This is a genomic window from Pantanalinema rosaneae CENA516 (assembly GCF_050753385.1).
GTDB classification, from domain to species: domain Bacteria; phylum Cyanobacteriota; class Cyanobacteriia; order Leptolyngbyales; family Leptolyngbyaceae; genus Pantanalinema; species Pantanalinema rosaneae.
Map to the genome: position 1 here is coordinate 42,148 of NZ_JBLZFZ010000010.1, position 23,936 is coordinate 66,083.

Genomic DNA, 23,936 nt, shown 5'->3' on the forward strand with positions numbered 1-23,936 from the left:
GCAGCATCTCTAGCATGAGTTATGCTTAAATTCTCGTTACAAGTTCAACTGGTTGAGCTGACAGCGTCGCTTTTTAGTAGACTAGAGCACTGCTACCAGGGACAGAAATTTTCTATTGTACTAGCTGCGATCAAGCGACCATGATACCTTAATGAATGGCGTGAATAATCTGGTAGGGCAGTATAAGAGCGACATGCTCAGTTCTAATTCTTTAGCAGCAATTGGCAGCTTCAATGAGTCTGGCTTGACTATTGAGTGCCATTTCATGCAACGGGTTGAACAATCGGCAGATAGGTTGCCCCTCTACTTGCAGGCAAAGGGATCAAAATTAGCAGGAAGGGGACGTTTGGCTGGTTTTGCATCCGAGTGTCTGCTTAGACAACTTCAGCCATTGTTAAAGCACAATTTTTCATTTTAGTTTCCAACAGCCTGGAGGTGTCTTCCCATGTCCGTTCGTTTATATGTGGGCAATCTGCCCGAAGAGTTAACTCGTCAAGAACTAGAAGCCATTTTTGCCGAAGAAGGTGATTCAATTTCTACCAAAATTATCACCGATCGCAAAACCAACAAATGCCGTGGCTTTGGGTTTATTACCGTTAAGAATGAAGAACAAGCTGATGCCATCATTGAGAAATTTAACGGTTATGCGCTCAAAGAGGCTTCGCTGAAAGTAGAAAGAGCCCAGCCCCGCTCCAAGGATAAAGCAGACGAGACTCCTATCACTGCCAGCAGCGCTCCATCGAGCAACAAAGGTCGCAAAGGCAGTAACAATAAGTCTAAGAATCGTACTTCTGGGGGTTCATCGGATCTCGACAGCGTCCAACCCGATCCCCGTTGGGCTCAAGAGCTAGAGAAGCTCAAACAACTTCTCGCCGCTCAAGCCAGTAACTCTTAGATCCACATAGCGTTTCAATAGTAGAGAGGTGCCACAACTGCACCTCTTTTTTCATGGTCACTAAACTAACCGGGTTAGCTGCACTCGATAACGATCTTTTTTGGTCACAGCCACTTCGCCAATTTCGAGGCGACCCTTACCCCGAATCGCGACCAGATCCCCAGGCTTGAGGGCATGGCTAGAAGAGGTAATCTCTTTCCAATTCACCCGCACATCGCCAGCCGAGATCAGTTCTACCATCTTGCTGCGTGAAATGCTAAAACCGGCTGAAGCGATCGCATCCAACCGCATCGACGCTTCCACTGTGGTCAGTTCTTTCTTTTTCGGCTCCCGGAGCTTCAGTTCCGTCAACTCGATCCGTTGAGTTTTTACCGGCACCGATCGCACTTGAGCCAGATTTAACTCTAAAAACTCCACCATCTCAGGCACTACGATCGCCTGTGCCCCTCGTTCACCCAGCACAATAATGTCACCGACCTTCTCCCGCACAATCCCTGTCCCGAGCAGCGCTCCCAGAAAATCTCGATGGCTGGCTGGATCAAATAAAAAATTACCTGCGACTTCAACAGCAGCTAAATCCACCTGACTAGAATCCAATGGCAATTCTGAGCGAGCGATCGCTAACCGTTGGCGCTCTGCTTGAGGATAACCACCCCAAGCGACTAATTGCACTTCAGTTAACCGACTAAATCCTTGTTGAACTTCCTTCAGTTCCGGTGGCGATAAAAAGTCAGTTGCAATCACTTCCCAGGTTTTGATCGCTTGTTCTGCCTGATCAATCACCCTGGCTACAACATCACGATGCTCAATACCCTTGAGCAGATCTTCGCGTGGCAACATGAATCCAATAATAAGTAAGCTGCTTTGATTCTAACTTAGCCAACCGACGACCTAAATCCGCTCAACGTCAGGATTTAGTAGATCCTGGTCGGATTAAACCGATGACGGTTGACCGTTACTTTCAGCCGCTAATTGTTCCAACCGCTCCTGCTGATCCTGAGAAATACAGGTTTGGATTAGGGTTTCGATATCCCCTTCTAGAATTGGAGCTAATGAAAAGTTTTGATTCAACCGATGATCCGTAACCCGGTTATCTTTGTAGTTATAGGTTCGGATCTTTTCAGAACGGGAACCTGTTCCCACCTGCATCCGCCGCGCCGACATCACAGCTTCCTGTTGCTCTTGCAATTTCATTTCAAACAGCTTGGCTCGAAGGATCTGCATTGCCCGTTCCCGGTTTTGCAACTGCGATCGCTCTTCCATACACTTAATTCGGATCCCCGTTGGCTTATGGGTTAGGTCTACGGCAGTTTCCACCTTGTTGACATTCTGACCACCGGCACCACCCGATCGCATCGTGGTCATTTCTATATCTTTTGGATCAATATGAATTTCCACATCATCCACTTCCGGCATCACTGCCACCGTTGCTGTAGAGGTGTGAACTCGACCTTGAGCTTCGGTCACGGGCACTCGCTGCACTCGATGCACCCCAGCCTCAAACTTTAACTGGCTATACACGCGATCGCCTTGTATTTCCAGGATCGCCTCTTTAAACCCACCCATATCTGCCAGAGACTCACTCACTAGCTTGACTCGCCAGCCCTGGGTTTCAGCATACCGGGAATACATCCTGAGCAAGTCACCCGCCCAGATACTCGCCTCATCGCCTCCTGTACCTGCCCGGATCTCCAACATAATGTTCTTATCATCATTTGGATCACTGGGCAGTAACAAGATCTTCAAACGAGTTTCTAGCTGTTCCAGCTTGGACTCTAGATCATCCACCTCCAGAGCTGCCATTTCCTTCAACTCTGGGTCATCTCCAGCTTCCTTCAAGATCTGCTTTGCCCCAGCTAGTTCTTCCTGGGCTGTTTTCCAGGTTTCAAAGGTGGTTACCACCTCCTCCAGAGAAGAACGCGCTTTTGCCACTCGCTGGAATTCGTTCGGATCCTTAGCAACATCAGGATCAGCCAACCGTCGAGTTAGCTCACCAAACGTTTGTTCAACAGAGTTCAACTTATCAAGCAGATATGCTTCAGCCATGACGATCTCGGGTCAATTGAAACAGTATTTGTGGGCAGTGTTCGCAGTTACCAGCCTGCGTCCACATTCAAGCTGCATAAGGCTAACAACAACGGACTAACTCACTACACTGCTACCGTTTCTTTTTACCCTGTGAGGATTCTGTAGCCTCTTCAGTGCCATCCATCATGCCGTACTTACGCAGGAAGCGCTCAACTCGACCTTCCGTATCAATAATCTTCTGAGTTCCAGTAAAGAAAGGGTGATTTCCTGACCAAACGTCAACATGGAGCTCCGGCGAAGTGGAACCAACGGTCATTACCACTTCACCATTGCAATAAACCTTGGCTTCTGGGTACCACTTGGGATGAATATCAGGTTTCGGCATGGCTAACTCTCAACAACACAACTACTTCAATTTTGATTCTAACGAACTGTTGCTAGGAGATAGCCATAGATCTATCTCACTGCCCAACAGCCACCAACCGCAAAATGACAGGAAATAACTTAACGCTTTGAGTACTGAGGAGCTTTCCGAGCTTTCCGTAAACCGTACTTCTTCCGCTCCTTGGCTCGCGGATCACGGGTTAAGTAACCTTCCACCTTCAAAGGCTTACGGTTATCTGGATCGAGTTGACATAGCGCCCGAGCTACCCCCAAACGCACAGCATCGGCTTGCCCAGTTAAACCACCACCACAGGTATTGACCAAAATATCGTACTCAGCCTCTAACCCCAAGGTTTCTAGAGGTGCTTTGACCACCGCAAGATACTCTGGATTAAACTGCAAGTAAAGATCCCCAGGCTTACCGTTAATGGTTAGTTGTCCACTACCAGGAACTAACCGAACCCGTGCGATCGCGGATTTGCGCCGACCTGTCCCCAGGTACATAGCTCGACCTTGCTCCGTTGCCTGCATTACTCTTGTCCTCCGGGAATGGTATTAATTTCTAAAACTTGGGGTTTTTGTGCTTGATGAGGGTGGTCAGGTCCCGCATAAACTTTCAGCTTAGTAAATAGCTGCCGACCTAGCGTATTTTTTGGCAACATGCCTTTTACAGCATGTTCAATAATCCGCTCAGGTAAACGAGATTGCAGCTTGGCAAATGTCTCAGTCTTCATACCGCCGGGACGACCAGAATGGCGACGATACAGTTTTTGAGAGCGTTTCTTGCCAGTTACTGCTACCTTTTCAGCGTTGACAATAATCACAAAGTCACCCGTATCCATTGAGGGGGTATAGGCAGCCTTGTTTTTACCCCGTAACACTCTGGCAACTTCACTGGCAAGGCGACCAAGCCGCTGATCAGCTGCATCGATCACATACCAATTACGTTCAATATCATCTTGAGGTGGGAGATAGGTTTTATTCATGGCAATCACATTGTGCTTGAAAGATTCAGTTGACTGGGTTGGTTCAGTTGTACAAGCGGCGAAGAAACGGATGACGAAGTAACTTCAACGAGTTCAGGTAGCACTGGGAAGTAAAAGGTCGGTTGGGTATCAAACCAAACCTCTGGTGGAAAGGGAAAGTCAGGATAGCCGACCCGCAGCAAACATAACCCTTGAGCCGGTGCAGCATACTTCACCTCCTCCCGACGTTGCGCTAACCACAGTTCGGTAAAGCTATTGGGCGATCGCTCCCCTCGTCCTACCTGTACCAACAGTCCAACTAAAAGCCGCATCATCCCATACAAAAACCCACTGGCTTGCACCTCAATTGAGATAAAAGCACCTTGACGACGACATTCTGCGACTTGGACATCGACCCAGGAATGAGGACGTTTGGAGCCAGCCCGATGAAATGCGGCTAAGTGATGTCGCCCAATTAATGGATCTAGAGCCGACTGAATCCCATCAGTATCTAAGGGTTGGTGGTAGTAATGCCAACTATATGGTCGGACAAACAGGTTTGGACGAGGATCGGTATATAACAGATAGCGATAACGCCGCCAAAGCGCTGAAAATCGAGCATGCCACGTGGACTCGACAGCCGCTGAGGCACGAATCAGCACATCTGATGGCAACCGGGCATTGAGAATATCAGCCCAACGATGAGCCGGAACCATACTGGGTGCATCAAAGTGCGCCACCTGAGCGGCGGCATGTACGCCAGAGTCTGTTCTACCAGCGGCATGAATCCTCACTGGAAATCCTAATACCGCCTTGAGCGCAGCTTCGATTTCCTCTTGTACAGTCCGCTGGTGGGGCTGCCATTGCCAACCATGAAAGTGAGTGCCCAAATACTGAATGACTAGGGCAATCCGTTGAGTTGGCTGAGAGGCAACAGCAATCATCGTCAGGTCAGTTCAATAATTGCCATTTCAGCATTATCACCACGACGGTGAACCGTCCGTAGAATGCGGGTATACCCACCCTGACGATCGCCATAACGAGAACTCGCTTGCTCAAACAGCGCATGAACTAACTGCTTGTCATACAAATAGCCCAACGCTCGACGACGAGCTGCCAAAGAACCATCTTTGGCTAAGGTAATCATTCGTTCAGCCTCTGCCCGAACTGCCTGAGCCCGGGTTTTCGTCGTTTTAATTCGACCATTCCGAATTAACTCAGTCGTGAGTGCTCGCAATAAAGCACGACGTTGATCAGCAGGCTTACCAAGTTGAGGGACACGACAACGGTGACGCATAAGACATAGTTAAGGGTAATAAATCGTTATTAGCTGTCAAATACAGAGTTCAACCTCTAGAGCGTACAGCTAGGTGCTCTTTGAAGACTTTTCCTGGGACAGGGTGATGCCTAGACGCTGCTGCAACGCTTCAACTACCTCTTCAGCCGATTTAGCACCAAAGTTTTTGATCTCCAATAGATCTTCTTGGGTGTAGTCCAACAAATCTGCGACTGAGTTGATTTGAGCCCGCTTCAAGCAGTTGTAAGCCCGTACCGAAAGCTGCAATTCCTCGATCGGAATTTGATTGGTTGGGTCTTCCGATCCAGAGTCATCTGGCTCCACCGATTCTGATGGAATTTCTTTTAGCGGATTAAACAGATCAACCAAAATATTTGCCGCTTGGCTCAAAGCTTCCTGTGGAGTCAAACTACCGTTTGTCCAAATCTCCATAATCAAGCGGTCTTTCTCGATCGCACCACCAATTCTGGCATCTTCAACCGAGTAATGTACCCGCCGAACGGGCATAAAAATTGAGTCAATCTGGAGAAAGTCTAGAGCGACAGTCTCATCACGACCCTTTTCAACCGCTCGATAGCCCTTACCTTTCTCGATTCTGAACTCCATCTCCAGGGTTGCCCCTGCTGACAAAGTCGCAATGTACTGGTTTTGATCCACAAACTCTACTTCGGAGGGCAAATCAAACTGACCAGCCGTTGCGGTCGCAGGACCTTGAACAAGTAATCGTCCGATTTGGGGCTGAGAGGAGTAGCTCTTGAGAACAACTTTCTTCATATTCAGAAGAATGTCTAAAACATCCTCACGCACCCCTGGAATCGTGGCAAATTCATGGCTAACTCCGGCAATCCGTACAGCCGTAATCGCTGCACCTTCCAGGTTGGATAGCAACACTCGTCTCAGAGCATTGCCAAGAGTTGTTCCCTGACCACGCTCCAATGGTTCAATGACAAATTTACCAACTTGACTTTGATCTCTTTCGTATCTTGACTCTATACACTCAACCTGAAACTGTGCCACGGAACAACCTCCCCTCTTGACGGATGAAAGACGCAAGGCAAATGCTTTGCTAGATAAATCTTGGCTTTGCGGCTTGCCACAGATTTGTGCCAGGATTTTAAACTCGTCCCATCAGCTTCTTTACAGAAATTTAATCAGACGATACAATCCCATTCTTTAAACTCGACGCCGCTTGGGAGGACGGCAACCATTATGGGGGATTGGAGTGACATCACGGATTAGGGTGATTTCTAGACCTGCTCCTTGTAGAGCCCGAATTGCTGTCTCCCGACCTGCTCCGGGACCACTCACCATGACCTCTATCTGGCGCATGCCTTGGTCAGCCGCCCGCCGAGCCGCATTCTCTGCCGCCGTTTGAGCCGCAAAAGGAGTCCCTTTTTTGGCTCCTTTAAAGCCACTTGAGCCTGCGGAAGCCCACGAAATCACTTCTCCATTGGTATCTGCAATGGTCACAATGGTGTTGTTGAAGGTGGACTGGATGTAAGCTACGCCATTGGGAATATTTTTTTTCTGCTTACGAACTCCAGTTTTCCTGGTTGGTTGCCTTGCCATGTCAGTTTCCTAACGTTAGGTGTGTAGTTTTTCAAAAATGCTGCGAAACAACGGTTGGCTTTGCCTGAGGTTAAAATCATGCCGTTGCAAAACCGCGCCAATTAGCAACCTGATTTGCTAGCTCACGCTGCAACGAGGATTGATCACCTGTAAATAACCAACTAGAGTTACTTCTTGCTAGGCGCTTTCTTCTTACCTGCAACAGTCCGACGACCACCACGACGGGTGCGAGCATTCGTGCGGGTTCTCTGTCCCCGAACTGGCAAGCCTAAGCGATGACGGCGACCCCGATAGGTTCCAATGTCCATCAATCGCTTGATGTTCATGGACTCTAAACGTCTGAGATCCCCCTCGACCTGGTAGCTCTCTTCTACCTCTGCTCTTAAAGCCGCGACATCTGCATCACTTAAATCCTTAACCCGAACATCCGGATTGACTCCAGTTGCTTCCAGAATACTGCGCGATCGGGTTAGACCAATTCCGTAGATGTAGGTCAGACCAATTTCGACTCGTTTATCCCGAGGTAAATCTACTCCGGCAATCCGTGCCACGTCCCTCTTCTCCCACTTGTACTTTCTGCTAGAAACCCAAAATACTTATGATGATGTTCATTAATCACCAATTTATAGACCCTGGCTGTTACTTGCCCAAGCCATCATCTAATTGTTCTAACCTTGACGCTGTTTATGCTTAGGATTAGAACAGATCACCATGACCCTGCCACGACGACGAATAACGCGACATTTATCGCATATTTTACGAACCGATGCTCGAACTTTCATGTCCTTTGCCAGCGCTACAAACTTAGCATCTTATCAAAACGATGAATCTTTTGTCAAGAAAACCACGACTATTTGTTGGAAGATGCAGCGCCTAGTTACTTCTTGTTCCTGAGACGGTAGGTAATCCGCCCTTTAGTCAGGTCATAAGGAGTCAACTCTACCTTGACGCGATCGCCCGGGAGGATTTTGATGTAATTCCGCCGAATCTTACCGGAGATATGGGCAAGGACATTAAAGCCGTTGTCTAAATTCACCCGGAACATCGCATTAGGTAGGGACTCCGTCACCGTACCTTCCATTTCAATCAGATCTTGTTTTGACAATTGAACTTCTCTCCCTTGTACACGTTAATTCATTAGCCCGAACCTAACCAAAAAGTTAGAATGCAGTTTCACTTTGAGTCTAGATCATCCCTTCCATGATCGGTTGGTTGAGTATATCAGTAATCACCGGAATACCTGACTGAATGGCGACGCCAATAGCCAGGTATTAATGTCAAAAATATGACCCCAGGGGCAGGTAAGGTAGCAAGCACTTTTATTGCAGCGATTGTTCAAGTTCGGCTGTCACCTCATCCATTGCCTTATCCCCATTGACAGCCAGCAATTTACTGCGGTCTTTATAAAAGTCGATCAATGGAGCCGTTTGTTGCCGATAGACTTCCAAACGCGACTCAATCACCTCTCTCGTGTCATCTTTACGACCACGCCCTAACATCCGGGAGACTAACACCTCATCTGGGACATCAAAGTAAACGACTTGATCGCTAACCTGATTAATTTCGGATAACAGTTGATCCAGGAAGCTGGCTTGGGTCACATTCCGGGGGAAACCATCTAAGATCCAACCCAATTGGGCATCTGCCTGATGCAGGCGTTCCCGAATCAAATCGATCACCAGTTGATCTGGAACTAAGTCACCGCGATCCATATAGGCTTGCGCTTGTAAACCTAAAGGAGTTTGCCGAGCGACTGCATCTCGCAAAATATCACCGGTAGAAATATGCGGGATTTTATACAGTTCAGCTAACGCTTTGGCTTGAGTTCCTTTACCCGCCCCAGGGGCACCTAAAAAGATTAAGCGTGGCACTACTGTTTCACCATTCCTTCGTAGCGTTGGGAAATAACATAGGTTTGAATTTGCTTAGCGGTGTCGATCGCGACACCCACTAAAATCAACAATGAGGTTGCTCCCAAACCCTGAAACGTTGTCACCCGAGTCGCACTTTCAACCGCTGTCGGCACGATCGCAACCAAACCCAGGAAAACAGCCCCTAGAAGAGTTAAGCGATTTAACACCCGTTCAACATAATCACTGGTGGCTTTACCAGGACGAATGCCGGGAATACTAGCCCCCATCTTCTTCAAGTTTTGTGAGAGATCGACCGGATTGACCACCAAAGAGGTATAGAAATAGCTGAAGAACAGAATTAGCGCTAAGTAAACAGCTACGTACACCCACGGGGTTGGGCCACTCGGTCGCATATAGTTTGCAATCTGAATGACGATGTCATTTTTGGTAAATTGCGCTAGATACTCTGGAAGAATCAGTACCGTTGAGGCAAAGATAATCGGCATCACGCCGCCTTGATTCAGGCGTAAGGGAAGATAGCTACTCTTCTCCAAATACATCCGCCGCCCCACTTGGCGTTTTGCAGAGACAATTGGGATCCGCCGGGTACCTTCTTGCACAAACACAATCCCGACAATCATCACCAGGAAGACTAGCAGGAGAATCAGAATCCCTCCGACTACGCTACGATCGCCAGTCTGGGCCAATTCTAAAGTTTGACCAAAATACCGTGGGAAGCCAGAGACAATACTGACAAAGATCAGCAGGGAAGCACCATTTCCAATGCCTCGCTCCGTTACCAACTCTCCTACCCACATGACAAACATGGAGCCTGCCGTTAGCGCTAGAACGGTTTGGATAATAAAGCCAATTCCAGCATTCTCAGGTTGAACGTAGGGTTGCAGCCAAATTGACACGCCAATACTCTGAACCAGAGCAAGACCCAGGGCAACATATCGGGTAATTTGCGAAATCTTACGACGACCTGCCTCCCCTTCATTCTTTTGCAGATTCTCTAACGAGGGTAGAGCTGCCGTCAAAAGCTGCAAAATAATCGAGGCATTGATGAACGGAATAATCCCCAAGGCAAAGATGCCTAGAGCCTTCAGACCGCCTCCCGCAAAAATATCAAGAAAATTGACCGCTACATTATTTTGAATACTTCTTCCAAAGGCTTCCCGATCGATGCCTGGGATCGGCAGAAAGATACCAAGGCGAATCAGGATTAACATGCCGATCGTTAATAGAACCCGCCCCCTTAGCCCAGCCGCTTGAGCCATTTGGGCAAAAGTCTCCTGAGCACTTGGTGTCTTATCTCGGCTAACAACCATGAAAGCGACCCTCTAACATACGTATGGTTTTATATAGATAAATCTCCGGTAGAAACTACCGAAGTATCTATGATTGAGCAGTATTTATGCAGAGCTTCAGGCTATTCTGCCTCCGAAGAGTCAGCACCTAGAAGTTCACAAGTTCCCTTAGCTGCTTCAATCTTAGCGCGAGCCGATGCACTAAAGGCAGCCGCCTGCACCTGTAAAGGCACATTGAGTTCACCATTCCCCAATACTTTGAGAGGCCCATCATCAGTAGTGACAATCCCTGCTTCCATGAGAGATGTCAGGGTCACCAGAGTGTTAGCTGGTAAGGAGGCTAAATCCTCGACATTGATAATGGTGTAGTAACGCCGATTGATGATCGGGAAGTGTTTTAGCTTAGGGATGCGGCGATACAAAGGAGTTTGTCCTCCTTCAAAACCTGGACGGGTTGGGCGACCCGATCGTGACTTTTGACCTCTCATGCCAAAGCCACAGCTTGCCCCTTGACCTGCCGCAATTCCTCGACCCAGACGGCGACGGCGCTTTTTAGAACCGGACTGGGGCACAGCATCATTTAATCTCATAGCGTTCGCTCTCAATTACTAACAGCATTATAGAAATTGCATCAGTCACCCAGTCTTGAGTACTTAATTACTCTAGTCAGCCAGGTAATTGGCTAGGCTAGGCATAAAGATGCTCAAGGGAAATGTCCCGTTGCTCAGCAACTTCGGCAAATGTTCGCAGGGTGGATAGGGCTTCAACCGCCGCTCTCGCATTATTGAGCGGATTATCGGAACCAAGCTGCTTAGCCAGAATGTTTCTAACTCCTGCCAGTTCCAGTACAGTCCGCACAGCCCCCCCAGCAATTACCCCTGTACCAGGAGCCGCCGGACGCATCATGACTTTTGCTCCGCCGCCCTGACCAGTCGTTGGGTGGGGAATAGAGTTATTTTTGGTCAAAGGCACTTCAATTAAATGCTTTTTACCATCTGCAACGCCTTTCTTCACCGCACCAATCACATCGCTAGCCTTACCAACGCCGACACCCACCTGCCCACGCTCATTACCAACGACCACGATCGCCCGGAAGCTTAACTTCTTACCCCCTTTGACAACCTTGGTGACCCGCCGGATTTGCACAACCCGCTCTTGCCAGTCAGTTTCCTTTTCTCGGCTCTTATTGCTTTTACGACCCTTTGCCATGATCTACTCCAAGCGATTCCGCAAATTACTAAAGATATCTAATGACGGATTAGAACTGTAGCCCTGCTTCACGGGCAGCATCTGCTAGGGCTTTGATCCGACCATGATAGAGATTACCACCACGATCGAAGACGACTTGCTGAATACCCTTTTCGAGCGATCGCTGAGCAATCAATTTGCCTACTTGAGTAGACGCATCACAATTGGCTCCAGACTCTAAACTAGATTTCAAGTCTGATTCTAACGTTGAAGCAGAAGCCAGGGTATGGTGCTGAGTATCGTCAATCACTTGGGCATAGATGTGTTGATTAGAACGAAACACAGCCAATCTTGGGCGTTCCGCTGTCCCTGTCACCCGCCGCCGAACGCGTTGGTGACGATTACGAGTTGACTCTCTACGACTTAGATTCATGACTATTTCTTCCCTGCCTTACCAGCCTTACGTCTGACTACTTCTCCGGCATAGCGAATCCCTTTCCCTTTATAAGGTTCTGGGGGACGAACCGCACGAATTCGAGCAGCCGTATTGCCAACAATTTCTTTATCGATACCGCTAACCATCACATTGACGTTATTCTCAACGGCAAACTGGATTCCGTCGGGCGGTTCAATTTGTACTGGGTGGCTATATCCCATGTTCAGAGTCAAAGTCTTACCCTGCACTTGAGCCCGGTAACCAACACCTTGGATCTCCAAACGACGCTGAAATCCTTGGGAAACCCCTTCAACCATATTGGCAACCAAAGTTCGACATAACCCATGTCGTTGACGAGCCATGCGGGACTCATCCCGTCGATTGACTAACAGTGTTTCGCCCTCTTGAACCACAATGACCTCGGGAGGCAACACTCTAGACAACTCACCCTTTGGTCCCTTAACTGTGACTGATTGCCCGTCGATCGTGATCGTCACCTTAGCGGGGATAGCAATGGGACGTTTACCAATGCGCGACATACCTGCCTACTCCTATCAATTCCGCGTACTGAATTCCGTGCTCATTTAACGGATCTCCGCTACCAGACGTAGCAAAGAACTTCACCGCCTAAACCGCTACGACGAGCTTCCCGATCGGTCATAATGCCGTTGGAGGTCGAAATAATGGCAATGCCGATTCCACCTAATACACGGGGTAAATCTTTCCGGTTTGAGTACACTCGAAATCCCGGTTTGCTGATTCGCCGCAATGTATTAATAATCGGTTGTCTGCCCTTACCTTTATACTTAAGCGCAATGACCAAGTGGCGCTTTACTCCCTCACCAGTCTCTTCGTAGTCAGCGATAAACCCTTCATCTTTTAAGACTTTGGCAATACTGCGAGTCATCCTGGTGGAGGGAACCTCAGTTGTTTGGTGACGCGCCATATTTGCGTTCCGAATTCGCGTCAGCATGTCTGCAATGGTGTCGTGTGCCGCCATAGTATTCCCTTGATAAACCTGCCTTAGTTATCCCGGAAGGGCATGCCCATCTCTTTCAATAAAGCACGACCCTCCTCGTCGGTAGTTGCAGTCGTGATGATTGAAATGTCCATGCCACGGATTTGGTCAATGCTGTCATAGTCCACTTCTGGGAAAATGAGCTGCTCTCGAATCCCCAGTGTGTAGTTCCCACGCCCGTCAAAACTCTTAGGACTGATACCGCGAAAGTCACGAATCCGGGGGAGAGCGAGGTTGATCAGGCGATCGAGAAAGGCATACATCCGGTCTGAACGGAGCGTTACCATAATCCCGACAGGCATCCCCTGCCGGATTTTGAACCCTGCGATCGCTTTCTTAGCACGGGTAACTACGGGTTTTTGCCCAGTAATCACACCAATCTCGGCTAAAGAAGCCTCCAATGCTTTTGCATTTTGAGCCGCTTCACCTAAACCCCGGTTCACAGTGACTTTAACAAGCTTAGGAACTTGGTGGATGTTGGTGTAGCCAAACTGTTCCATCAATTTTGGAACAATTTTTTCTTGATACGTTGTTTTAAGCTGTGTTGCCATTGATCATCCTTTTTCGATTGATTCCTGGTCTTGGTCAGGAAAATTGGGTGTTAGTGATTCGCTATATCGGAATGGTTCAGAGCGATTGAGCAAATGCCAAGTTCTATTTCTACAAATCACGAATAGCTGACAACTAACAGTCCTAGTCAATTATTTCCCCAGTTTTCTTCAGCATCCGCACCTTACGACCTTCAGCATTGAAGGTGTAACACACGCGGCTAGCTACTTTCTGCTTTTCCGAGTAAAGCATGACATTAGAGCTATGAATGGGTGCTTCGTTGGTAACGATTTGCCCCGATTCACCTTCCTGTTGAGGTTTAACGTGCTTAGTCCGAATGTTGACTCCCTTGACAACCACCTTGCTAAGTTTCGGTAGAGTCAGGAGAACTTCACCGACTTTGCCTTTATCCTTGCCACTGATGACTTGAACGGTGTCGCCTTTCTTGACATGCATTTTGTGCCGAGTGACCTCAGCCTTGCTAATTGCCATTACAGTACCTCCGGCGCCAGAGAAACAATCTTGGTAAAGTTTTTGTCGCGCAGTTCACGGGCAACCGGACCAAAGACACGAGTGCCTTTCGGATTACCATCGTTATTGATAATCACCGCCGCATTATCATCAAAGCGAATGCTCATACCGCTTTCACGGCGCAAGCTCTTGCGAGTCCGAACAATTACCGCTTTAACGACATCCGACTTCTTGACCGCCATGTTAGGGATCGCATCTTTCACCACCGCCACAATGACATCACCAACGCCACCATAACGACGATTACCACCCCCTAACACACGGATGCACATGAGCTTACGCGCACCGCTGTTATCTGCTACGTTCAGGTAGGTTTCCTGCTGAATCATCTCAACCTTCCTCTAGCCTTTTGCTGTAGTGGTTAAAATATCGGTCACAGTCCACCGCTTAGTACGGCTGAGAGGACGAGTTTCCTGAATCCGGACTCGATCGCCAACTCGGCACTTATTCTCCTCATCATGCGCCTTATAGCGTCGGGTTTTTGCCACAATCTTGCCGTATTTCTGGTGAGCAGCCCGATTTTCCACTGCCACAACTACGGTTTTATCCATTTTGTCGCTGACGACTAAGCCAACTCTCTCTTTTACTGCCATTGAGGTCTACTCCGCTGCTTCAGATCCAGATTGTGAGCCTACTGCCAACTGTCTTTCTCGTTCAACCGTCATTAATTGAGCCAAACGATGACGAGCGTGCTTAAATTGGTGAGGTTTTTCTAACCGACGTGTGCCCTTCTGAAATCGCAGTTCAAATAGTTCACGCTTAATCGCAATAATTTGCTCTTCAAGTTCCTGGTCGCTTAGTTTACGCGCATCTTCTATTTTAGGTAATGGCATAATCAGGACTCCTCCGTTTCACGCGTGATGAACTTTGTCTTAATAGGGAGTTTGAAGGATGCCAGACGAATTGCTTCCCGGGCAACTTCTTCAGAAACTCCAGCAATTTCAAACAAAATTCGACCTGGTTTCACGACAGCTACCCAAAATTCAGGAGCCCCTTTACCGGAACCCATCCGGGTTTCAGCCGGTCGCATGGTCACAGGCTTATCCGGGAAAATGCGAATCCAGATTTTGCCACCCCGACGGATATACCGAGTCATGGCTCGACGGCTAGCTTCGATTTGGCGAGAGGTAATCCAGGAGGGTTCCAACGCTTGGAGACCAAACTCACCGAAGTTGAGAGAGCTACCGCGAGTTGCCAGACCTCTCATGCGTCCGCGTTGCTGCTTACGAAATTTAGTTCTTCTTGGACTTAACATGGCTCAGTACCTTATGAATGCAGAAGTCAGGAGAGCTTAAGCAACGAAAAGGGAAAATGCCCTTTCAGCTCTATGCCCTATCCCTCATTCGATCGGTCTTCAAATTGCTGACGACGACGCTGTTGTTGACGACGGCGAGGTTGGGTCGCGGTATTCGCTTGAGGTTCCTCTTGACCAGGGATAATTTCCCCCTTGAATACCCAAACTTTAATCCCTAAGGTGCCATAGATTGTGCTGGCAGTGCAGTAAGCGTAGTCAATATCGGCTCGCAAAGTATGGAGAGGGACACGACCTTCGCGGGTCCACTCGGGACGAGCAATTTCTGCACCATTCAGACGACCACTCACCTGAACTTTAATGCCTTCAATTCCTGCCCGCTGCGCTCTTTGGATCGCCTGACGAACCACCCGCCGGAAGGAGACCCGACGTTCTAGTTGTTGTGCGATATACTCAGCAATCAAAGCAGCATCTGCATCAACCCGAGCCACTTCAACCACATTGATGCGAATTTGGCGATCGCTACCGCCCAATTCCTTTTGTAGCCCCGATCGCAACGATTCGATGCCAGCACCGCCACGACCAACAACAACACCAGGTCGAGCCGTGCGAACTTCTAAGTCAATTTGATCGGCTTTACGCTCAATCCGAACTTCAGAAATCCCAGCACTACTCAGATTTTTTTCGACAAAGCGACGAATCTTATAATCTTCTTGCAACAATTCTGGATAACGGTTAGTATCCGCAAACCAGCGAGAGCGGTGATCCTGGATAATCCCCAGTCGGAATCCGGTTGGATGAATCTTCTGTCCCACGAAGGCGTCCTCAATGAAAGCAGTAGCAGTGAAATGATGGCTCAAGATCGGAAAGAGTTCTGACGGAATCAGGACTCTTCCGCACCTGGAGCCACAGCAATAGTAATGTGGCAGGTTGGCTTACGGATCTGGTAAGCCCGACCTTGAGCCCTTGGTCTAAAACGCTTCAGAGTCGGTCCCTGATCCGCATAAGCTTGGCTCACTAAGAGCGAAGCGCGATCGATTCCCTCATTGTGTTCAGCGTTCGCTGCTGCCGATCGCAACACCTTTAAGATTGGCTCACACGAGCGATAGGGCATAAATTCCAAAATGATTAATGCCTCTCGGTAGGAGCGTCCCCGAATTTGATCCAAAACCCGACGTACCTTATGAGGGGACATCCGAACGTAGCGGGCGATTGCTTTAACTTCTGTAGTATCAACAGCCATAATTTCTTCCTCTAGCTAATCGCTAAGAGCCAGTAGCTCATCCCTCGCCCCTCTTATCGGCGAGCTTTCTTATCACCACCGGCATGACCCCGGAAGGTACGAGTGGGGGCAAATTCACCCAGCTTGTGACCAACCATTTGCTCGGTAACATAGACCGGAACATGTTGCCGTCCGTTATGAACAGCGATGGTTAGACCAATCATTTGCGGCATAATTGTGGACGCACGTGACCAGGTTTTAATCACCTGATTGTCACCTTTTGCCCGCATTGCCTCAATTTTGCGTAGCAGATGATCTGCGACAAATGGACCTTTTTTCAGCGAACGAGCCATGCTCTACCTACTCCATTCTTAGTGCTTGCAGTTATGAATCCCGACCGCCTCTACCGCGTTTCGAGGATTTACGACGGCGACGGACAATCAACGCATCACTGAGTTTGCGCTTCTTGCGAGTTTTATATCCCAGTGCAGGCTTACCCCAAGGAGTGACAGGACCAGAACGACCGATCGGCGCTCTGCCTTCACCACCCCCATGCGGGTGATCAACCGGGTTCATGACGCTACCTCGAACTTCCGGCCTGCGACCTTTCCAACGCTTACGACCGGCTTTACCAAAACTGGTATTGCGAATATCTGCGTTACCGACAGAGCCGATCGTCGCATAGCACTCCCGCCGGATCATTCTCACTTCGCCGGAAGGTAGCTTCAGCGTTACGAAGTTTCCTTCTTTTGCCGCCACCTGCGCACTGGCACCAGCCGCCCGCACGATTTGACCACCTTTGCCAGGAGTCAGCTCAACGTTGTGGACGATCGTACCCAACGGGATATTGCCCAAAGGTAGTGCATTACCAACTTCGATCGGGGAGTTAGGACCAGAAACGATGACAGTACCGACTTGTAGATTCGCTGGATGTAGGATGTAGCGCTTCTCACCATCCTGGTAGTACAGCAGAGCAATCCGAGCATTCCGGTTCGGATCGTACTCAACCGCCGCTACTTTGGCAGGAATATTGTGCTTATCGCGACGGAAGTCAACCATGCGATAAAGGCGTTTGTGACCACCACCCCGATGGCGGCAAGTAATCACACCCCGATTGTTACGACCCTTCGGACGATGACGGGATTTTGTTAAAGACTTCTCTGGTTCACTCCGCGTAATTTCAGAAAAGTCCGAAACGCTACGCTCACGAGTTCCAGGGGTATATGGTCGGTATAAGCGGATGCCCATAGTTCACACTCTTAAATGCTTGCCAAACCTCAACAGTCCTAGACCTCGGGGAAGAGGGTAATGGAGTCCCCAGATGCCAGGGTTACGATCGCCCGCTTGTAATGAGGACGATAGCCAATGAATTTGCCCACTCGACGTTGTTTGCGAGGAGGATTAATTGTTTTCACTCCCACCACCTTGACATCAAACAGCGTTTCAATGGCTGCTCTAATCTGTGGTTTGGTTGCTTTGGGAGCCACCTCAAAGGTGTATTGGTTGTTTTCGAGCAACAGAGTTGCTTTTTCGGTGATCAGCGGACGACGAATCAAATCAACTAAATCACGCGGGGAGTATTCAGTCACCGTAGACCTCCTGGATTTGAGAAAGCGCAGATGTGGTTGCCACGATCTGATCCGCTGCCAGCAGATCAAATACATTCAGGTTGTTGGCAGAGATTAACCGCAAGTTGGCAATGTTACGAGCAGACAAATAAACCGTCTCATTCCGCTCTGCCACAATTAACAGCACCTTTGCACCCGGCTGAATTCCCCAACCGGCTAACGCTTTAGCTAATTCCTTCGTTTTCGGCTGAGGTAGCTGATCAGCAAAATCTTGCACAACCACCAAGTCATCCACCCGACTTTGCAAGGCTGTACGCAGAGCCAACCTCCGCTCTTTACGATTCATTTTCTTCTCGTAATCTCTGGGCTTGGGTCCAAAGATTACACCACCACCCCGCCATAACGGAGAACGGTTAGATCCAGCCCGCGCCCGACCCGTCCCTTTTTGCCGCCAGGGCTTCCGTCCACCGCCGCTAACCTCAGCGCGAGTTTTTGTCGAAGCAGTACCCTGACGGGCATTTGCCATTTGACGCACTAAGGCACGATGGACAATGTGTGCGGCACTGGCTTCACTAGCCACTCGCAACTCTAACGAAGCAGTTCCGGCTTCTTGTCCTTGCCAATCTCGAACTACACAATCAACCATATCTCTTTAATCCCGTCTCGATTCAGGTAACGACTGTTAGGCATTGGCTCCAGAGCAGCCTAATATCCCCTGGCAATCTCAGAAGATGACTGGTGCTTATCCAATCGTTTTGGCAGGCACAACATTCACTAATGCACCTGGCTTACCGGGAATAGCCCCTTTAATTAGCAACAGATTCCGCTCAGCATCAACTCGAACAACTGTTAGTTGACGGACAGTAACCTGACTGCCACCCAAGCGTCCTGCCATCCGCTTACCCGGATAGACCCGACCGGGTGTTGTACCAGCACCGGTAGAACCGGGAAGACGGTGGTTTTTGGAACCATGCGCCATCGGTCCACGCTTAAAGTTGTGACGCTTTTGGTAACCCGCAAAGCCACGACCAATACTGGTGCCAATCACATCTACGGTCTGTCCAGCCGCAAACGTATCTGCTTTTAACTGTTGACCCAGCTCAAACTGAGCCGCATCATCTAAGCGATACTCATGAAGATGCCGGACAGGCGAACAGCCGGACTTCGCTAAATGACCTAACTCAGGCTTATTTAATGCCTTCTCAGTTACCTCACCGTATCCAACCTGAATGGCCGAATAACCATCAGTGTCAACGGTTTTGATCTGGGTAATCGTGCATGGTCCTGCTTGAACGACGGTTACGGGAACGGCTTTCCCTGCTTCGTCAAACACCTGGGTCATGCCAAGTTTGGTGCCGAGAATACCGATGGACACGGTGACTGACTCCCTCTATCTACACACTGCAAAATATGGAGATCATGAAAAACATTTCAGATCTCTGCTTAACCACTCTCATCGCTACAAATCAACCGAAGTTAACCTCTCAAGATGACTCCTAAGAAGCTGAACCTCGGAAAGTCTTTTTATAAAGCTTTCGATTTAGCTTTTTGCTTCTGAGAAAGTTTAGATAACGATCTAACCCGGCGTTTACCCCTATCAGGACTTAAGCAGTAAACCACTCAGTATCCAATAGCGAGGGTAGAGCTTGATTTGAACTTTGAGCCCCGCAAACCTTGTAATTCACAGGATTGCGAACAACTCAATTTTTTAGCGACAGTTATCCACTATAGAACAACCTTCTTGGGTTTGTCTAGATCTAATCTTAAGAAAATCACAAGGATACCTTTGGCAGAGATTCAATGCTGTGTTTTGAAGCTTCCTGGCTAGATATGAGAGACTATTTTAGGGAATATCGGTGGTGTCAGTGTGGCCCCTCAGCATGGACAGGCTAACATCATCTAACCTCAGAGCAATGGGTAACGGCACGAAGGAATCTATATTGATATGGCACTGATTACAACTGGCAAGCCGCTGATCCGCGATCTGGAAGCCCAGGGAGCCTTAGGCGTTTATGTTCCTTTAGAGGGGGGATTTGAGGGACGCTATCGGCGGCGAATTCGGGCAGCAGGCTATGTTGCTCTCAACATTACCGCTAGAGGGCTAGGCGATGTCGCCATGTATCTGACTGGAGTGCATGGTGTTCGTCCGCCTCATCTAGGGAAGAAAAGCACTGCTTCAGGAGCCGCCGTTGGCTACACGTACTATCTTCCTCCCATTTTGGCGACCCACTTAGAACAACTGCCACCTAAATCCAAGGGTCTGCTCCTATGGATTATTGAAGGAAATATTTTGTCGAATCAAGAGTTGGAATACCTGGCGGCTCTGCCCAGCATCGAACCTCGGGTTAAGGTTGTAGTTGAGTTAGGCGGCGATCGCGTCTTCCGGTGGACTCCGTTAAAGCAGGCGTTACTATCGGCCTAGTTGTTGAATAGAGCAAGGGGCGATCTATATCTACACAAACTGCGATCGCCGCTCTACTGATTCGGGTTGATTCGTCGCAAAAGTCACGAGGTTTCCGGCTAATGACTCGTCTTTTTTGATCGAGCGCATTAGCATGGAAGAGTGACTGAACAAAACTCCCCTTTATGCTCCCTCCGGGAGGGACACTGGTTTAAGTTAATTTGTGGAGCCAGTTTTCAACACCTCCCATCAATTCGCTACCTGGCACTTGTGTATACCCTGGCAGGTGCTGACTGTATTGATGTGGCGGCAGATCCGGCTGTGATCGCGGCGGCTCAAGCTGGCATAGCTATGGCAAGCCCGATGATTGAGGCTGCCCAGCAGCGAGGATTTGCAGCGAAAGGTCGCCCCTGGTTGATGGTTAGCTTTAATGATGGCGAAGATCCGCATTTTCGGAAAGCCGAGTTTGATGCAAGTACCTGTCCATCTAACTGTCCCCGTCCCTGCGAAGCGATTTGTCCAGCAAATGCAATTGTTTTTCAATCAAGCCCTTCCGCCAATCTGACACAGGATCGTCCTGTTTCCAGCGTCACTGCCGCATTGCCGACTCTTTCAGGAATACTAGCGGATCGGTGTTATGGGTGCGGTCGGTGTTTGCCCGTTTGCCCCAGCCAACATATTGCCACGCGTTCCTATGTTTCTACTCCCCAGGCGATCGCCCCCTTAGTGTTGCAATCAGGGGTGGATGCGATCGAGATTCATACTCAGGTGGGACGTTTGGATGATTTCCAGCGATTGTGGAGCGCGATCGCTCCTTACCTGAAACAATTAAAGCTGATAGCGATTAGTTGTCCGGATGGGGCAGGGTTGCTGGAATACTTGCAAGCGCTCTATAGCATCATGAACCCACTGCCTTATCCGTTAATTTGGCAAACAGACGGTCGCCCCATGAGTGGCGATATTGGCATGGGAACGACAAAGGCAGCCATCAAATTAGGTCAAAAGGTGTTAGCCGCCCAGTTACCCGGTTATGTGCAGTTGGCTGGCGGCACGAATCACCATACCGTCCCAAAGTTACGATCGTTAGGGCTACTGCGCTCCCCAGAGTACCGTTCTGACCAGGCAGATGCTGCCCCCAGTTACCTGAGTGGCGTAGCTTATGGGAGTTATGCCCGGAGCTTATTGTCATCCGTGTTGGAGCAGCTAGAGCAACTCGATCGCTCCAACAGCCAGGTCAGCCAGTATGCTGCCGTTTCAGCATCCCCCAGCCCTTTCTCTAGCTCATACCAGCCCCCTTACTTGAGTGATCCCAAACCGATAGCGGATCTACTTTGGCAAGCCGTTACGTTAGCTCACTCCCTGGTGTCTCAACTAAAGTCGTGTGAGTCAGCCAACAACTCTACTGGTACCGAACATGATTGACTAGGATGGAGGTATACCTTCTATCCTCTGCGCCATCCTCGAACGACCCTAACCTATCGCATCCCATGTCGAGTTACGACAGTCTCCCTTCTAATCAGCCACCCACTCCCGCAACGCCAGATAACTTAACCGATCGCAGCGCTACAAGCTCTCTAGAACCAACCGCGATCGCCGTTGATTCCTCAGCCCCTAGCAACATGCAGATTACAGACGACCTGACTAAACTACTGTACATTTTACCCACTTCACTTCGGCAGCAACTGGAACGCCATCCGCAAAAAGACTTCTTGGTTGAAGTCGTGATGGATTTGGGTCGCCGCCCGGAAGCTCGGTTTCCCGGTAAAGCCGAGTATCTCTCAGAGGAGCCCATTACTTTTACCGATCTGAATGCCTGCATTGCCAATGTGGGAGATTTTGGGGGCGATAATCGGGCAGGAATTGAGCAAACTCTTCACCGCATCAGTGCCATCCGGAATCGCCGTGGAGAAATTATTGGCTTAACTTGCCGGGTCGGTCGTGCCGTGTTTGGAACGATCGGGATGATTCGCGATCTGGTGGAAAGTGGACGGTCAATCCTCATGCTCGGTCGTCCCGGTGTGGGTAAAACCACGGCTCTGCGTGAAATTGCCCGAGTTCTCGCCGATGAACTCGAAAAACGAGTGGTGATTATTGACACCTCCAATGAAATCGCTGGCGATGGCGATGTCCCCCATCCCGCGATCGGGCGGGCTCGTCGGATGCAGGTTGCCCGTCCAGAACTTCAGCATCAAGTCATGATTGAGGCGGTGGAAAACCACATGCCGGAAGTGATTGTGATTGATGAAATTGGGACTGAATTAGAAGCGTTAGCGGCTCGGACGATCGCGGAACGAGGAGTGCAACTGGTTGGTACCGCCCACGGCAATCGGCTAGAAAACCTGATTAAAAACCCCACCTTGTCCGATTTAATTGGCGGCATCCAATCCGTCACCTTGGGAGATGAGGAAGCCCGTCGCCGAGGCAGTCAAAAAAGCGTGTTGGAACGTAAAGCTCCACCGACGTTTGATATTGCCGTGGAAATGCTGGAGCGCCAGCGCTGGGTGGTGCATGAGCATGTGGCGGAAACGATCGATAGTATGTTGCGAGGACGACAGCCAAATCCCCAGGTGCGGACGATCGGAGAAACCGGCAAAGTCATTATTACCCATGAGTTGTCCAGTAGTGATGCCGATCTGTTGCCAACCCGAGGTCGTTCGCATAAAGGGGTAACGCCGATCCGAGATGCCACTTCCTTTAGTGGACGTGAGAACCCCTTTAGCAAAAATGCTGGGACTACGGCTAGTCGAGGCTGGCGATCGTCCGGGCAGATGCGTCCCGTCTCCTCCCGCTCCAATCCGCTACCTACCGCCGAAGAACAACAATTTGAGCAATTGCTGGACGAATCTCTTCGGAATATGGCGATCGACGATGAATTGGTTGTCTCTCCTATGGCTGATGGTCTACTTTCTCTGCCCAATCAAGCCCTGGATGAGCAGGATCACCGGAGTCTCAGTGGGGAAGACATCCTGTACGTTTATCCCTATGGGGTCAGTCGGCATCAGCTTGATCAGGTGATTCGGACGTTGAAACTCCCGATCGTCCTGACAAAGGATATCGATCATGCCGATGCGGTATTAGCGTTGCGATCGCACGTCAAAAACCATACGAAACTCCGCCATTTAGCCAAAGCGCGGCAGGTACCGATCCACACCATTAAAGCTAGTGGAATTCCGCAAATTGCCCGAGGGCTGCGCCGGATGCTGAACATTGATGAGATGGGCAACCCCGATGGCACTGATCTGGAGCTATTCATTCGAGGCGATGGTGACGACGAAATTGAAGCGTTGGAAGAAGCGCGGCTAGCCGTGGAGCAAATCGTCATTCCCAAAGGACAACCGGTAGAACTCTTACCCCGGTCTGCCAGTGTCCGGAAAATGCAGCATGAATTAGTGGAACACTATCATCTGAAATCCCGTAGTTTTGGTGAAGAGCCGAACCGTCGGTTACGAATTTATCCAGCTTAATAGCAC

36 protein-coding genes are annotated in these 23,936 nt (G+C 49.4%); 4 read left to right on the plus strand and 32 right to left on the minus strand.

Going from position 1 to position 23,936, the window contains the following annotated elements; genetic code table 11:
* Positions 1-445: 445 nt before the first annotated feature.
* The gene (locus ACN4EK_RS07690) at positions 446-895 is read left to right on the plus strand and encodes an RNA recognition motif domain-containing protein (protein WP_431657233.1); all 450 of its coding nucleotides are present in this window, start codon (positions 446-448) and stop codon (positions 893-895) included.
* Between the two features lie 60 nt (positions 896-955).
* On the opposite strand, the gene ACN4EK_RS07695 is transcribed toward ACN4EK_RS07690, so the two are convergent.
* The 32 genes from ACN4EK_RS07695 to rplC all read right to left on the minus strand — a co-directional run bounded on the left by ACN4EK_RS07695 (position 956) and on the right by rplC (position 19,440).
* A complete protein-coding gene (locus ACN4EK_RS07695; protein ID WP_431657235.1) occupies positions 956-1,735 on the minus strand; it encodes a photosystem II S4 domain protein in 780 nt (259 codons plus the stop codon).
* Positions 1,736-1,828: 93 nt separating this feature from the next.
* A complete protein-coding gene (prfA, locus tag ACN4EK_RS07700; protein WP_431657236.1) occupies positions 1,829-2,941 on the minus strand; it encodes a peptide chain release factor 1 in 1,113 nt (370 codons plus the stop codon).
* Between the two features lie 112 nt (positions 2,942-3,053).
* Positions 3,054-3,308 carry a 50S ribosomal protein L31 gene (gene rpmE / locus ACN4EK_RS07705; RefSeq protein WP_431657237.1) on the minus strand — a complete coding sequence of 85 codons (255 nt, stop codon included), beginning with the start codon at positions 3,306-3,308 and terminating at the stop codon, positions 3,054-3,056.
* Between the two features lie 119 nt (positions 3,309-3,427).
* Complete coding sequence (gene rpsI / locus ACN4EK_RS07710; RefSeq protein ID WP_431657238.1) at positions 3,428-3,838, minus strand: 30S ribosomal protein S9; 411 nt, start codon at positions 3,836-3,838, stop codon at positions 3,428-3,430.
* The gene (rplM, locus tag ACN4EK_RS07715) at positions 3,838-4,293 is read right to left on the minus strand and encodes a 50S ribosomal protein L13 (RefSeq protein WP_431657240.1); all 456 of its coding nucleotides are present in this window, start codon (positions 4,291-4,293) and stop codon (positions 3,838-3,840) included. Before rplM ends, rpsI begins: the two co-directional genes overlap by 1 nt.
* Before the next feature lie 5 nt (positions 4,294-4,298).
* A complete protein-coding gene (truA, locus tag ACN4EK_RS07720) occupies positions 4,299-5,216 on the minus strand; it encodes a tRNA pseudouridine(38-40) synthase TruA (RefSeq protein WP_431657241.1) in 918 nt (305 codons plus the stop codon).
* A gap of 2 nt (positions 5,217-5,218) precedes the next feature.
* Positions 5,219-5,569: a 50S ribosomal protein L17 gene (rplQ, locus tag ACN4EK_RS07725; protein WP_431657243.1), complete on the minus strand. Its 351-nt coding sequence runs from the start codon at positions 5,567-5,569 to the stop codon at positions 5,219-5,221.
* A gap of 69 nt (positions 5,570-5,638) precedes the next feature.
* Positions 5,639-6,586 carry a DNA-directed RNA polymerase subunit alpha gene (locus ACN4EK_RS07730; RefSeq protein ID WP_431657245.1) on the minus strand — a complete coding sequence of 316 codons (948 nt, stop codon included), beginning with the start codon at positions 6,584-6,586 and terminating at the stop codon, positions 5,639-5,641.
* Between the two features lie 156 nt (positions 6,587-6,742).
* The gene (gene rpsK / locus ACN4EK_RS07735; RefSeq protein ID WP_431657246.1) at positions 6,743-7,138 is read right to left on the minus strand and encodes a 30S ribosomal protein S11; all 396 of its coding nucleotides are present in this window, start codon (positions 7,136-7,138) and stop codon (positions 6,743-6,745) included.
* Between the two features lie 167 nt (positions 7,139-7,305).
* Entirely contained in the window at positions 7,306-7,689 is a 384-nt protein-coding gene (rpsM, locus tag ACN4EK_RS07740) for a 30S ribosomal protein S13 (RefSeq protein ID WP_431657247.1), read from the minus strand.
* Between the two features lie 117 nt (positions 7,690-7,806).
* Positions 7,807-7,920, minus strand: a complete 114-nt coding sequence (gene rpmJ / locus ACN4EK_RS07745) for a 50S ribosomal protein L36 (protein ID WP_015203279.1) — start codon at positions 7,918-7,920, stop codon at positions 7,807-7,809.
* A 95-nt stretch (positions 7,921-8,015) separates the two neighbouring features.
* Positions 8,016-8,243: a translation initiation factor IF-1 gene (gene infA, locus ACN4EK_RS07750; RefSeq protein ID WP_106256564.1), complete on the minus strand. Its 228-nt coding sequence runs from the start codon at positions 8,241-8,243 to the stop codon at positions 8,016-8,018.
* Positions 8,244-8,457: 214 nt separating this feature from the next.
* A complete protein-coding gene (locus ACN4EK_RS07755) occupies positions 8,458-9,009 on the minus strand; it encodes an adenylate kinase (protein ID WP_431657250.1) in 552 nt (183 codons plus the stop codon).
* On the minus strand, positions 9,009-10,322 hold the full coding sequence (secY, locus tag ACN4EK_RS07760) for a preprotein translocase subunit SecY (RefSeq protein ID WP_431657252.1): 1,314 nt from the start codon (positions 10,320-10,322) through the stop codon (positions 9,009-9,011). The genes ACN4EK_RS07755 and secY overlap by 1 nt, the downstream gene beginning before the upstream one ends.
* A 101-nt stretch (positions 10,323-10,423) precedes the next feature.
* A complete protein-coding gene (gene rplO / locus ACN4EK_RS07765) occupies positions 10,424-10,891 on the minus strand; it encodes a 50S ribosomal protein L15 (protein ID WP_431657253.1) in 468 nt (155 codons plus the stop codon).
* A 97-nt stretch (positions 10,892-10,988) separates the two neighbouring features.
* A complete protein-coding gene (rpsE, locus tag ACN4EK_RS07770; RefSeq protein ID WP_431657255.1) occupies positions 10,989-11,510 on the minus strand; it encodes a 30S ribosomal protein S5 in 522 nt (173 codons plus the stop codon).
* Positions 11,511-11,559: 49 nt separating this feature from the next.
* Positions 11,560-11,922, minus strand: a complete 363-nt coding sequence (gene rplR, locus ACN4EK_RS07775; protein WP_431657256.1) for a 50S ribosomal protein L18 — start codon at positions 11,920-11,922, stop codon at positions 11,560-11,562.
* Between the two features lie 2 nt (positions 11,923-11,924).
* On the minus strand, positions 11,925-12,464 hold the full coding sequence (gene rplF / locus ACN4EK_RS07780) for a 50S ribosomal protein L6 (RefSeq protein ID WP_431657258.1): 540 nt from the start codon (positions 12,462-12,464) through the stop codon (positions 11,925-11,927).
* Positions 12,465-12,523: 59 nt separating this feature from the next.
* On the minus strand, positions 12,524-12,925 hold the full coding sequence (rpsH, locus tag ACN4EK_RS07785; protein WP_431657259.1) for a 30S ribosomal protein S8: 402 nt from the start codon (positions 12,923-12,925) through the stop codon (positions 12,524-12,526).
* Between the two features lie 23 nt (positions 12,926-12,948).
* On the minus strand, positions 12,949-13,494 hold the full coding sequence (gene rplE, locus ACN4EK_RS07790; RefSeq protein ID WP_431657260.1) for a 50S ribosomal protein L5: 546 nt from the start codon (positions 13,492-13,494) through the stop codon (positions 12,949-12,951).
* A 142-nt stretch (positions 13,495-13,636) separates the two neighbouring features.
* A complete protein-coding gene (rplX, locus tag ACN4EK_RS07795; RefSeq protein ID WP_431657261.1) occupies positions 13,637-13,984 on the minus strand; it encodes a 50S ribosomal protein L24 in 348 nt (115 codons plus the stop codon).
* Entirely contained in the window at positions 13,984-14,352 is a 369-nt protein-coding gene (gene rplN, locus ACN4EK_RS07800) for a 50S ribosomal protein L14 (RefSeq protein ID WP_431657262.1), read from the minus strand. Before rplN ends, rplX begins: the two co-directional genes overlap by 1 nt.
* 12 nt (positions 14,353-14,364) lie before the next feature.
* Entirely contained in the window at positions 14,365-14,616 is a 252-nt protein-coding gene (gene rpsQ / locus ACN4EK_RS07805) for a 30S ribosomal protein S17 (protein WP_431657263.1), read from the minus strand.
* Positions 14,617-14,622: 6 nt separating this feature from the next.
* Positions 14,623-14,856: a 50S ribosomal protein L29 gene (rpmC, locus tag ACN4EK_RS07810; RefSeq protein ID WP_431657264.1), complete on the minus strand. Its 234-nt coding sequence runs from the start codon at positions 14,854-14,856 to the stop codon at positions 14,623-14,625.
* Between the two features lie 2 nt (positions 14,857-14,858).
* Positions 14,859-15,278 carry a 50S ribosomal protein L16 gene (rplP, locus tag ACN4EK_RS07815; protein ID WP_431657265.1) on the minus strand — a complete coding sequence of 140 codons (420 nt, stop codon included), beginning with the start codon at positions 15,276-15,278 and terminating at the stop codon, positions 14,859-14,861.
* A gap of 77 nt (positions 15,279-15,355) precedes the next feature.
* Positions 15,356-16,090 (minus strand): 30S ribosomal protein S3, encoded by a 735-nt coding sequence (gene rpsC / locus ACN4EK_RS07820; RefSeq protein WP_431657267.1) that lies wholly within the window; start codon positions 16,088-16,090, stop codon positions 15,356-15,358.
* Positions 16,091-16,158: 68 nt separating this feature from the next.
* Positions 16,159-16,518 (minus strand): 50S ribosomal protein L22, encoded by a 360-nt coding sequence (gene rplV / locus ACN4EK_RS07825; protein WP_431657269.1) that lies wholly within the window; start codon positions 16,516-16,518, stop codon positions 16,159-16,161.
* A 53-nt stretch (positions 16,519-16,571) separates the two neighbouring features.
* Positions 16,572-16,850: a 30S ribosomal protein S19 gene (gene rpsS / locus ACN4EK_RS07830; protein ID WP_431657271.1), complete on the minus strand. Its 279-nt coding sequence runs from the start codon at positions 16,848-16,850 to the stop codon at positions 16,572-16,574.
* Between the two features lie 31 nt (positions 16,851-16,881).
* Complete coding sequence (rplB, locus tag ACN4EK_RS07835) at positions 16,882-17,745, minus strand: 50S ribosomal protein L2 (protein ID WP_431657273.1); 864 nt, start codon at positions 17,743-17,745, stop codon at positions 16,882-16,884.
* 38 nt (positions 17,746-17,783) lie between these two features.
* Positions 17,784-18,086, minus strand: coding sequence for a 50S ribosomal protein L23 (locus ACN4EK_RS07840; protein WP_431657274.1), 303 nt, complete (start codon positions 18,084-18,086; stop codon positions 17,784-17,786).
* Positions 18,079-18,711, minus strand: coding sequence for a 50S ribosomal protein L4 (gene rplD / locus ACN4EK_RS07845; RefSeq protein ID WP_431657276.1), 633 nt, complete (start codon positions 18,709-18,711; stop codon positions 18,079-18,081). Before rplD ends, ACN4EK_RS07840 begins: the two co-directional genes overlap by 8 nt.
* A gap of 96 nt (positions 18,712-18,807) precedes the next feature.
* A complete protein-coding gene (gene rplC, locus ACN4EK_RS07850) occupies positions 18,808-19,440 on the minus strand; it encodes a 50S ribosomal protein L3 (protein WP_431657277.1) in 633 nt (210 codons plus the stop codon).
* 570 nt (positions 19,441-20,010) lie between these two features.
* Between rplC and ndhN the strand changes: the two genes are divergently transcribed.
* From ndhN to ACN4EK_RS07865, 3 genes are all read left to right on the plus strand, one after another.
* Positions 20,011-20,487 carry an NAD(P)H-quinone oxidoreductase subunit N gene (gene ndhN, locus ACN4EK_RS07855; RefSeq protein WP_431657279.1) on the plus strand — a complete coding sequence of 159 codons (477 nt, stop codon included), beginning with the start codon at positions 20,011-20,013 and terminating at the stop codon, positions 20,485-20,487.
* Between the two features lie 141 nt (positions 20,488-20,628).
* On the plus strand, positions 20,629-21,888 hold the full coding sequence (gene ldpA, locus ACN4EK_RS07860; RefSeq protein ID WP_431657281.1) for a circadian clock protein LdpA: 1,260 nt from the start codon (positions 20,629-20,631) through the stop codon (positions 21,886-21,888).
* Positions 21,889-22,085: 197 nt separating this feature from the next.
* Positions 22,086-23,930, plus strand: a complete 1,845-nt coding sequence (locus ACN4EK_RS07865; protein WP_431657384.1) for a R3H domain-containing nucleic acid-binding protein — start codon at positions 22,086-22,088, stop codon at positions 23,928-23,930.
* Positions 23,931-23,936: the final 6 nt, after the last annotated feature.

What these genes read in the sequence shown, in the direction of transcription:
- truA (WP_431657241.1), bottom strand. Translation starts at nt 5,216, where the DNA reads ATGATTGCTGTTGCCTCTCAGCCAACTCAACGGATTGCCCTAGTCATT.
- rplP (WP_431657265.1), bottom strand. Translation starts at nt 15,278, where the DNA reads ATGTTAAGTCCAAGAAGAACTAAATTTCGTAAGCAGCAACGCGGACGC.
- rplF (WP_431657258.1), bottom strand. Translation starts at nt 12,464, where the DNA reads ATGTCGCGCATTGGTAAACGTCCCATTGCTATCCCCGCTAAGGTGACG.
- rpsS (WP_431657271.1), bottom strand. Translation starts at nt 16,850, where the DNA reads ATGGCTCGTTCGCTGAAAAAAGGTCCATTTGTCGCAGATCATCTGCTA.
- rpsQ (WP_431657263.1), bottom strand. Translation starts at nt 14,616, where the DNA reads ATGGCAGTAAAAGAGAGAGTTGGCTTAGTCGTCAGCGACAAAATGGAT.
- rplX (WP_431657261.1), bottom strand. Translation starts at nt 13,984, where the DNA reads ATGGCAATTAGCAAGGCTGAGGTCACTCGGCACAAAATGCATGTCAAG.
- rplB (WP_431657273.1), bottom strand. Translation starts at nt 17,745, where the DNA reads ATGGGCATCCGCTTATACCGACCATATACCCCTGGAACTCGTGAGCGT.
- rplR (WP_431657256.1), bottom strand. Translation starts at nt 11,922, where the DNA reads ATGAATCTAAGTCGTAGAGAGTCAACTCGTAATCGTCACCAACGCGTT.
- rpmE (WP_431657237.1), bottom strand. Translation starts at nt 3,308, where the DNA reads ATGCCGAAACCTGATATTCATCCCAAGTGGTACCCAGAAGCCAAGGTT.
- rpsI (WP_431657238.1), bottom strand. Translation starts at nt 3,838, where the DNA reads ATGCAGGCAACGGAGCAAGGTCGAGCTATGTACCTGGGGACAGGTCGG.
- ndhN (WP_431657279.1), top strand. Translation starts at nt 20,011, where the DNA reads ATGGCACTGATTACAACTGGCAAGCCGCTGATCCGCGATCTGGAAGCC.
- rpmJ (WP_015203279.1), bottom strand. Translation starts at nt 7,920, where the DNA reads ATGAAAGTTCGAGCATCGGTTCGTAAAATATGCGATAAATGTCGCGTT.
- rpmC (WP_431657264.1), bottom strand. Translation starts at nt 14,856, where the DNA reads ATGCCATTACCTAAAATAGAAGATGCGCGTAAACTAAGCGACCAGGAA.
- rplO (WP_431657253.1), bottom strand. Translation starts at nt 10,891, where the DNA reads ATGAGATTAAATGATGCTGTGCCCCAGTCCGGTTCTAAAAAGCGCCGT.
- rplE (WP_431657260.1), bottom strand. Translation starts at nt 13,494, where the DNA reads ATGGCAACACAGCTTAAAACAACGTATCAAGAAAAAATTGTTCCAAAA.
- rplQ (WP_431657243.1), bottom strand. Translation starts at nt 5,569, where the DNA reads ATGCGTCACCGTTGTCGTGTCCCTCAACTTGGTAAGCCTGCTGATCAA.
- rplM (WP_431657240.1), bottom strand. Translation starts at nt 4,293, where the DNA reads ATGAATAAAACCTATCTCCCACCTCAAGATGATATTGAACGTAATTGG.
- rpsH (WP_431657259.1), bottom strand. Translation starts at nt 12,925, where the DNA reads ATGGCGGCACACGACACCATTGCAGACATGCTGACGCGAATTCGGAAC.
- rpsE (WP_431657255.1), bottom strand. Translation starts at nt 11,510, where the DNA reads ATGGCAAAGGGTCGTAAAAGCAATAAGAGCCGAGAAAAGGAAACTGAC.
- ACN4EK_RS07695 (WP_431657235.1), bottom strand. Translation starts at nt 1,735, where the DNA reads ATGTTGCCACGCGAAGATCTGCTCAAGGGTATTGAGCATCGTGATGTT.
- prfA (WP_431657236.1), bottom strand. Translation starts at nt 2,941, where the DNA reads ATGGCTGAAGCATATCTGCTTGATAAGTTGAACTCTGTTGAACAAACG.
- rplN (WP_431657262.1), bottom strand. Translation starts at nt 14,352, where the DNA reads ATGATTCAGCAGGAAACCTACCTGAACGTAGCAGATAACAGCGGTGCG.
- rplD (WP_431657276.1), bottom strand. Translation starts at nt 18,711, where the DNA reads ATGGTTGATTGTGTAGTTCGAGATTGGCAAGGACAAGAAGCCGGAACT.
- rpsK (WP_431657246.1), bottom strand. Translation starts at nt 7,138, where the DNA reads ATGGCAAGGCAACCAACCAGGAAAACTGGAGTTCGTAAGCAGAAAAAA.
- secY (WP_431657252.1), bottom strand. Translation starts at nt 10,322, where the DNA reads ATGGTTGTTAGCCGAGATAAGACACCAAGTGCTCAGGAGACTTTTGCC.
- ACN4EK_RS07690 (WP_431657233.1), top strand. Translation starts at nt 446, where the DNA reads ATGTCCGTTCGTTTATATGTGGGCAATCTGCCCGAAGAGTTAACTCGT.
- ACN4EK_RS07865 (WP_431657384.1), top strand. Translation starts at nt 22,086, where the DNA reads ATGCAGATTACAGACGACCTGACTAAACTACTGTACATTTTACCCACT.
- rplV (WP_431657269.1), bottom strand. Translation starts at nt 16,518, where the DNA reads ATGGCTGTTGATACTACAGAAGTTAAAGCAATCGCCCGCTACGTTCGG.